Origin of the sequence: Streptomyces sp. NPDC096012, assembly GCF_040426375.1 — a bacterium.
GTDB lineage: Bacteria > Actinomycetota > Actinomycetes > Streptomycetales > Streptomycetaceae > Streptomyces.
Genome location: NZ_JBEOTD010000027.1, coordinates 116,101 through 122,481 on the forward strand (window position 1 = coordinate 116,101; position 6,381 = coordinate 122,481).

General features: G+C 70.7%; 7 protein-coding genes. 5 read left to right on the forward strand and 2 right to left on the reverse strand.

The annotated features are described in order from the left end of the window. Positions 1-579 precede the first annotated feature (579 nt). Positions 580-786: a cold-shock protein gene (locus ABVB68_RS24530; protein ID WP_353603270.1), complete on the reverse strand. Its 207-nt coding sequence runs from the start codon at positions 784-786 to the stop codon at positions 580-582. Positions 787-1,578: 792 nt separating this feature from the next. On the opposite strand from ABVB68_RS24530, the gene ABVB68_RS24535 reads away from it, so the two are divergent. From ABVB68_RS24535 to ABVB68_RS24555, 5 genes are all read left to right on the forward strand, one after another. Next, a complete protein-coding gene (locus ABVB68_RS24535) occupies positions 1,579-2,097 on the forward strand; it encodes a hypothetical protein (protein WP_353603271.1) in 519 nt (172 codons plus the stop codon). 81 nt (positions 2,098-2,178) lie between these two features. After that, positions 2,179-3,021: a DUF4097 family beta strand repeat-containing protein gene (locus ABVB68_RS24540; RefSeq protein WP_353603272.1), complete on the forward strand. Its 843-nt coding sequence runs from the start codon at positions 2,179-2,181 to the stop codon at positions 3,019-3,021. A 244-nt stretch (positions 3,022-3,265) separates the two neighbouring features. Continuing rightward, on the forward strand, positions 3,266-4,273 hold the full coding sequence (locus ABVB68_RS24545) for an ATP-binding cassette domain-containing protein (RefSeq protein ID WP_503006227.1): 1,008 nt from the start codon (positions 3,266-3,268) through the stop codon (positions 4,271-4,273). Beyond that, positions 4,270-5,058, forward strand: coding sequence for an ABC transporter permease (locus ABVB68_RS24550; RefSeq protein WP_353603273.1), 789 nt, complete (start codon positions 4,270-4,272; stop codon positions 5,056-5,058). Before ABVB68_RS24545 ends, ABVB68_RS24550 begins: the two co-directional genes overlap by 4 nt. Positions 5,059-5,595: 537 nt before the next feature. Continuing rightward, positions 5,596-5,889 (forward strand): hypothetical protein, encoded by a 294-nt coding sequence (locus tag ABVB68_RS24555; RefSeq protein WP_353603274.1) that lies wholly within the window; start codon positions 5,596-5,598, stop codon positions 5,887-5,889. Positions 5,890-6,045: 156 nt separating this feature from the next. Here the strand turns inward: ABVB68_RS24555 and ABVB68_RS24560 are convergent. Then, positions 6,046-6,381 (reverse strand): M4 family metallopeptidase (locus ABVB68_RS24560; protein WP_353603275.1); only part of this gene is annotated, 336 nt, incomplete at its 5' end.

Here is a 6,381-nt window from a genome sequence, read left to right on the forward strand (position 1 = left end):
GTCCCGACTGGGTTCCGGCCTTTGGCTGCCGGGCCGCCGGCATCCGTGCCTCTCCGCGTGCCGTGGCCGGCGCGGATCAGGCTGAGTTCGCGGGTCCTGCCCGCGTCAAGGCCTTCGGTGGGGATGCCATCGGTGAGACGTTCAGCGCCGGACTCGACGGGCTCGAGACCTCATGGCACCGACGAACTGCACTGTGGGTGCCCGTAATTGCTCCTGGTGACTTCGCTGCTGGATTCGTGGCCGGTTCTGATGGTCACGGGGCCGCCATCGTGACGGTGATGGCCCACCACGCCCACCACGCCGCAGCAGCGTCCGCCGCCGATGCGGACACCAGTAGACGCCGGGGACGGTCTCCTCCGGCGGCGCGGACGTTCGCACCTTGCCGATGGACGCCCGGTACGCCCCGCGGCGCCCCGAGCATCGGCGCCGTGAACGGCAGTGCTCGTGGACCTCCTCAGGGGCTGCCCGGGCGTCCTCGCCATCGCCCCCGGCCGTCCTGCGATTCAGCCGGTCACGCGATGGGCACGTCACGCAAGAGTGTCCCGCCAGCATGGCCGGCGGGACGGAACCAGCCGCCCGTCAGGCGATCCTGGCAACATTCTCCGCCTGGGGGCCCTTGGGTCCCTGGGTGACGTCGTATTCGACGCGCTCGCCTTCGTTCAGCTCCTTGAAACCGGTGCCGCTGATTGCTGAGAAGTGAACGAATACGTCCGGTCCGCCGTCATCCTGCTGGATGAAGCCGAAGCCCTTTTCGGGGTTGAACCACTTCACGATGCCAGTTGCCATTGCTGTGGATCCTTCTTGATCTCCCACGGCACCGAGTCGTGGTGCCGACCGCAGCCGTACAAGGCCCCGGCGATCCAAGTCTCCCCCTCCTTCGGCCGCTCCGCCTGTATTGGCAGGCCGCACTCACCCTCAGTAGCAACCGATTGCCGGTCCAGTGACCGGGACGGCCACCTCGGTGTGGCGGCCCGGGCGCACGCAGTCGGCGGCTGTACGGTCCGCAAGCTCTTCGTATCCGGTCGGTTCCGAATGGGCCTACCGAGTGACGGAGTGGCATCTTCACCGAGCTGGACGGCCGACGTACCTGGCGCACCGCGCCCGCTTTCCGGGCGTTCGCTCCCCGGCTCTGGATACATCAGGGCTCATCAAGCACGCGCCCGGATGGCTGGCACCTCACCGAAGACCTCGACGACCTTCTCGCCCGGCCGAGACTTCCTCCGCGCCCGGCCCCGCACGACACGCCGTACCCGGCGGGTCGGGGCCGCCTCCCGGGCGCGCAGGACCACGAGCAGGTGATCTGCACCCTCATGGCGCCGACGGCGAAGGGACAACTCCGACTGGCACCGGATGGCGCCGAGTGACGCCACTTGATGCCACAGCGCGCCAGGTAGTGCCAAGTGGCGCCACCCCCGGCGCCATGTGCACACCCGAAAGCACCCACGCGCGCATGGCACCGCACTGAGCCATGGCGATCTGCCCACGTTTCCGCAGGTGGATGACCTGTCCTTGAATCCGCCACGAAGAAAGCGCCATTCACGCTTGCGCATGGCACCACTGTGGTGCCATATTGGCGCTATGGATCTCACCCCCTATGTCGACACCCTCCGCCGCGAGCTCGCGGTGGCTGCCGAAGCCGGCGGCGACGAAGCCCGAGAGCTCGCCGAGAGGCTCACCGCTCCCCTGGAGTCGGCGGCCCGGCTGACCATGCTCAACGTGCTCTCCGCCGCGATGGATGAGATCACCCGCGAACTCGCCCCCGGCTCGGTCGACGTGCGGCTGCGCGGGCTCGACCCCGACTTCGTGGTGACACCGCCGCCCACCGACAGCGGTTCCCGCGCGGAGCCGGCCACCCCCGTCGAACCGTTCAGGACGCCGGCCCCGGCCGACGGCGACGAGGGTGGCACCGCCCGCGTCAACCTGCGCCTGCCCGCACACCTCAAGGCTCGGGCGGAGGAGGCCGCGAACCGCGAGGGCCTGTCGGTCAACGCCTGGCTGGTGCGTGCCGTGTCGGCCGCGGTCGACGGTGGGACCCGGCCGCGTACGACCGAGAAGACCCGGACGGTCGGACAGAGCTTCACGGGCTGGGTGCGCTGACCGCGCCCACCCCCACCACTTCACCCACACCACGTCCCACCCAGCGGGGACGATTCACAGAGCCAAGAGGACGGGACAGCCATGCCTGCTTTCGACACTCCGGAACCGATCTCGGCCACGGCGCACGTGGACGCCGGTTCCCTCCAGTTCACCGCGAGCGACCGCCTCGACACCGTGGTCGAGGTGCGACCCCGCGACCCGAAGCGCGACCAGGACGTGCGGGCGGCCGGCCAGACGGAGATCACCTACGCGAGCGGCGTACTGACTCTCAGGACGCCCAAGCCGAACCTGTTCGGCCGGACCGGCACCGTCGACGTGACGGTCGAACTGCCCACCGGCTCGCGCATCGACGTGGCCGGTGCCTGGACCCAGGTACTCGGCGAGGGCCGGCTCGGCGAGGTCCGCGTGAAGACCTCGTCCGGCGACGTACGGCTCGACACGACCGGCCCGCTGAAGCTGACCGCGTCGCACGGCTCGATCACCGTGGACCGGGTCGAGGGCATGGCCGAGATCACCACCAGCTCCGGCAGCGTGCGCGTCGGCCTCGTCGACGGCCCCGCCGTACTGAAGAACTCGCACGGCACCACGACCGTCGGCGCCGCCACCGGCGAACTGCGGGTGAGCGGCGCCAACGGCGACATCGAGATCCGGCGCGCCGAGGACTCGGTCACCGCCACCACCGCCCATGGCACCCTGCGGGTGGGCGAAGTGGCCCGCGGAACCGCCCAGTTGGAGACCTCGTACGGCGCCATCGAGGTCGGCGTGCGCGAGGGCACCGCCGCTTGGCTCGACGTCAGCTCCGGCTCCGGCCAGGTACGCAACGCGCTCACCGAGTCGGAGACCCCGGAGGCGACCGAGGAGACCGTCAAGATCCGCGCCCGCACCCGGTACGGCAACATCGACGTCCGCCGCGCCAAAGCCTGAGCGCCACAGCCACATCTTCCGCCGGGCCCGTATCCGACCGCCGGGCCCGGATCCGACCGCCGGGCCCAGAACCGACCCACCGGCCCGGATCCGACCGCCAGGCCCAGAACCGGCCCGCCACACCCGGATCCGACACACCGGGCCCATCCACGCACCGGGCCCGTCCCGACCCACAGGGTCCGTCCCGACCCACCGGCCGCATCCCGGCCCACCAACCCACCACAGCCTTCGTACGGAGGGCCCCATGCCTTCATCTGTCATGCTCACGCAAAGGCGGGACGACGGTCACGCGTCGCCGGCCGCCGTCTGCGCCGTCGGTCTGCGTAAGTCGTACGGCGACAAGACCGTCCTCGACGGCATCGACCTGCGTATCCCGGCCGGATCCGTGTTCGCGCTGCTCGGCCCGAACGGTGCCGGAAAGACCACCGCCGTCAAGATCCTTTCCACCCTGATCACCGCCGACGCCGGGCAGGTCCAGGTGGCGGGCCACGACCTCGCCACCGAGCCGCAGGCCGTGCGGGCCGCGATCGGTGTCACGGGTCAGTTCTCCGCCGTCGACGGCCTGATCACCGGCGAGGAGAACATGTTCCTCATGGCGGACCTGCACCACCTGCCCAAGCGCGAGGGACGGCGGGTCAGCGCCGAGTTGCTGGAGCGGTTCGACCTCACCGAGGCCGCGAAGAGACCCGCCTCCACCTACTCCGGCGGCATGAAGCGCCGCCTCGACATCGCCATGACCCTGGTCGGCGACCCACGGATCATCTTCCTCGACGAACCCACCACCGGTCTCGATCCCCGGTCCCGCCACAACATGTGGCAGATCATCCGAGAACTCGTCACCGGCGGCGTCACCGTCTTCCTCACCACCCAGTACCTGGACGAGGCCGACGAACTCGCCGACCGCATCGCGGTACTCCACGACGGCAGGATCGCCGCCCACGGCACCGCCGACGAACTCAAACGACTCGTCCCCGGTGGACACGTCCGGCTGCGCTTCACCCACCCGGCCACCTACCGGAACGCCGCCTCCGCACTCGGCGAGGCCACCCGCGACGACGAGTCCCTCGCCCTGCAGATCCCCAGCGACGGCAGCCAGCGCGCACTGCGCGCCATCCTCGACCGGCTCGACGCGGCCGGCGTCGAGGCCGACGAACTGACCGTGCACACCCCCGACCTCGACGACGTCTTCTTCGCCCTGACCGGCGGCAGCGCCGGCATCGTCCCCGACCAGCCCAAGGAGGCCGACCGGTGAGCTCCTTCTCCCACACCTTGCGCGACTCGTCCACGATGCTGCGCCGCAATCTGCTGCATGCACGGCGCTATCCGTCCATGACCCTGAACCTGCTGCTCACGCCGGTCATGCTGCTCCTGCTCTTCGTCTACGTCTTCGGCGACGTGATGAGCGCCGGCATCGGCGGCGACCCCGACCGGTCCGAGTACCTCGCGTATGTGGTCCCGGGCATATTGATGCTGACCATCGGCGGCACCACGATCGGCAGCGCGATCTCCGTCTCCAACGACATGACCGAGGGCATCATCGCCCGCTTCCGCACGATGGCGATCCACCGCGGTTCGGTCCTCGTCGGGCATGTCGTCGGCAGCGTCCTGCAGTGCGTGATGAGCGTGGTGCTCGTCGGGGCCGTCGCCGTGGCGATCGGCTTCCGGTCCACCGACGCCACTCTCCTGGAGTGGGTCCTGGCGGTTGGGCTGCTGGCCCTTGTCTCCCTCGCGCTCACCTGGATCGCGGTCGGGATGGGGCTGTCCAGCCCGAACGCCGAGGCCGCCAGCAACAACGCCATGCCCCTGATGGTCCTGCCGCTCCTCTCCAGCGCCTTCGTCCCGGTCGACGCGATGCCGGGCTGGTTCCGGCCCGTCGCCGAGTACCAGCCGTTCACCCCGGCCATCGAGACGCTGCGGGGACTCCTGCTCGGCAGCGGGATCGGCGACAACGCGTGGCTCGCCGTGGCCTGGTGCGTGGGGCTGTCCGTGCTCGGCTATGCCTGGTCCAGGTCCCTGTTCGACCGCGACCCGAAGTAGGGTCCGGCGGCTTACGGGCCACGGCCGCCGACTCGCCGGACTCGCTCGACTCCGGGGCCGCGTGCCCACATCAGCCCGGCGCCGGCAGCGGCGCCGGGCTGATGTGGGGCGCGGAGGGCCTGGGGCAGGGTGAGCCCTGCCGAGCGTTCACCGCTCGTGCGGGTCCGGGCCGGCACACCCTGGGCGGCTGAGGCGAGAGTGCGAGAGGTGGCAGGTCGGTGACGGAACCGGACACGACATCGCCGCGCGAGCGGTACCGCGCCCAGGCGACGCGATTCCCGGCCCGGCGCCGAACCGCCGCCGCCCTCGTACGCCGGGTCGCGGCACCCGTGGCCCCGCACCACGGCAGCGGCCTCTCGCCCCCGCAGCCGGCTCCGTCTTCCGTGAAGGAGGAGCTGTGTGGGAGGAGTGTGAGCGGGTAGGCGCGCCGTCCAGGGCCGCCGTGCTGCGGCCGCGGGGCACGCGTCGCGCGATGACCCGTTCGCAGCCGCAGAAACGGCCCGTCACACGCAGAGGTCAAGCGCAGAGGAGAGCATCATGAGGCTGACGTCCCGCACGGCGATGGCAGGCGTTTGCGCCACGATGACCGCGGGCGCCGTCCTGTTCGGCGGCAGCTCGGCGATGGCGGCCACTCCCCACGCCGCCGAGCACCTCCCGGCACAGGTCGGCACCTGCCATCACGCGGACCGTCACCACACGGCCCGGCAGGCCACGGACCGATGGATCGAGGACCAGCTGGCGACGTTCTACCCCTCGTCCAAGAACCGGCTTGCCGTGTTCGACCCCTGGGTCAAGGACCAGCTGGCCCAGTTCCCTCCGCGCGACCGGTGAGTACCGCCGCGTCGGAAGTGACGTGGTGCGAGCGAGGCGCCACGGAATGCGAGGGGCAGGGCGTATGCCGGTGTGCTGCCCCGGCGAGGGCAGGGGCGGCGCGGGTGGAGCGGCACCCGGACACGAGCCCGGGTGCCGCCCTCCGACCGAGCGCGTTCAGCCGACGTTGACCCCGGACCACGCTGCCGCGACCGCCTTGGATTCGGCGCTGTCGGCGCCGTACAGGTCGGCTGCCGCCTTGAGGGTGCCGGCGCGGGCACCCGCATAGTCGGTCGTCGAGGTGAAGTACGTCGTCAGCGCCTTGTACCAGATCTGCAGCGCCTTGTCCCGGCCGATGCCGGTGACCTTGGAACCGTCCTGGGTCGGGGAGTCGTAGGCGACCCCGTTGATCGTCTTGGCGCCGCTGCCCTCGGACAGCAGGTAGAAGAAGTGGTTGGCGACGCCGGACGAGTAGTGCACGTCCAGACCGCCCACGCCGGAGGACCAGTAGTC